Source organism: Vibrio genomosp. F10 str. 9ZD137 (assembly GCF_049974785.1).
GTDB lineage: Bacteria > Pseudomonadota > Gammaproteobacteria > Enterobacterales > Vibrionaceae > Vibrio.
Genome location: NZ_JBNGCJ010000975.1, coordinates 1 through 1,742 on the forward strand (window position 1 = coordinate 1; position 1,742 = coordinate 1,742).

Sequence of the window (1,742 nt, forward strand, 5' to 3'; positions counted from 1 at the left end):
ACCGCTCTTCCGATCTCTGATTAAATAAGGGTTTATTAATGGCAGCAACTCATGGGTTTCGGCATCCAAAAACATGATGGGAGCCAGAATGGCGGTGAGGATCGCAGGGCTAGAAAATTTGAGAAACCGCTTCACCTCATAGCTTAATCTGAGCGGTAGAACGGGCTCTAAAAATAGATAGCGACTGAGAAAAACAACCGCAGTCATGGCAAAAATTGACAATAAAATCATGAGTGCTCTCCTTTCCCTTTACTTGTTTGATCATCGTTCTTTTGATTTGGTTGACCATAGTGTGAACCCCGTTCGGCTAGGTAACCTACTGACATTGCCAGTAAGCTCGCAATGACTAACGCGCCATTAACTTGCCATTTATGGAGCAACACCGAACTTAATAAGGCAACCACAACAGACAGCAAGATAGGTTTTGATTTTATGTTCGGTACCACCAGAGCGATGAACGTAGCGACGATAGCGAAGTCTAAACCTAAGGAGTCAAGGTTGGGTATGTAGCTGCCGCCAATAATGCCAACAAACGATGCGATATTCCAAATAAGGTAAAAGCTTAGTCCTGCGCCTAACGCATAATATCGATCGAATTCTTTTGTTTTATGGCCAATGAGGGCAAACAGTTCGTCGGTTAACAAGAACCCCAGCGATAACCGCCAACGCAGCGGTAATGGGCTGATGGTTTCTCTCATTGCGACGCTGTACAAAAGGTGGCGTGAGGTAATAAAGAAGGTGGTCACGAGCATGGTGATTAGCCCTGCACCTGATTTGAACATGCCAATGGCGACGAGCTGTGCAGCCCCTGCAAATAAAATGGCGGATAAGGCTTGAGCTTCAAGTGCTAATAGGCCCGATTCAACTGCGTATGAACCGGCCAATAACCCCCATGGGATGACCGCAATGCTCAGTGGCATCATGGCTATTGTCCCTCGCCACAGTTGACTTGCGATACTTTTTTGCTGCTGTTCGACCCATTCTGACATTGATATTCCTTTACCATTTTCTAAGAGATAGAAGCTATTGCCTATACGTGAATACATAGAAGCTAATACATAAAAGCTAATACATAAAAGCTAAGTGATGTATGTGCATACTAGTCAAAGGCGTTTTATCTGTCTTGTACGAAGTTGCTCAGCCGTTCCCTTTATCCTGCGAGTCGGTTCTGGTGCGCCAGCCTATATTGATTAGGTGTGACTCCGACTGTCGCTTTGAAGTGACGGTGAAAATGGCTTTGATCATGAAAGCCTACATCCATCGCTACAGTTCCTGATTTGAGCCCCATACTCAGTAATTTTTGAGCTTTACGAATACGCATTTGAAGTTGGTACCCGTGGGGAGGCAGTCCCACTTGCGCGCGGAAAGTACGCGCTAAGTGAAAGGGACTTAACGACACCATGCTGGCAAGCTCGGATAAAGACACATTCTCTTCAGGGCAGTCAGATAAAAACGCTTTAATACGCTCGATCTGCGCCTGAGTTTTTTTGATTTGTATCGGTGCAGCTTGTCTCTGAAGACTGTGCCTTGCCACCAGTTGAGACATCGCCCCGTGCAAGAGTGTTTCCCGATAAAGGCGATTGTTAGAGTGTTTTAATACCTCAAATACTTGTCTTAACAGGTGGGCAAGTTCAGGGTCATAAACGACAGGGTTAGGGAAATAGGGAGCCTTTCGCCCTAAATCGCTACCTTCTGCTATTTGTTCGAACATCTCAGGGGTTGGAGATAGGAAGAGCGGTTCA

At 45.8% G+C, this 1,742-nt stretch carries 3 protein-coding genes; all 3 read right to left on the reverse strand.

Going from position 1 to position 1,742, the window contains the following annotated elements; all coding sequences use genetic code 11:
* The coding region (locus tag ACP45E_RS21080; RefSeq protein WP_069585507.1) for an AzlD domain-containing protein at positions 1–231 on the reverse strand (231 nt) is incomplete at its 3' end.
* Positions 228–989, reverse strand: coding sequence for an AzlC family ABC transporter permease (locus tag ACP45E_RS21085; RefSeq protein WP_017038651.1), 762 nt, complete (start codon positions 987–989; stop codon positions 228–230). The genes ACP45E_RS21085 and ACP45E_RS21080, both read right to left, overlap by 4 nt.
* A gap of 161 nt (positions 990–1,150) precedes the next feature.
* Positions 1,151–1,742 (reverse strand): helix-turn-helix domain-containing protein (locus ACP45E_RS21090; protein ID WP_069585508.1); only part of this gene is annotated, 592 nt, incomplete at its 5' end.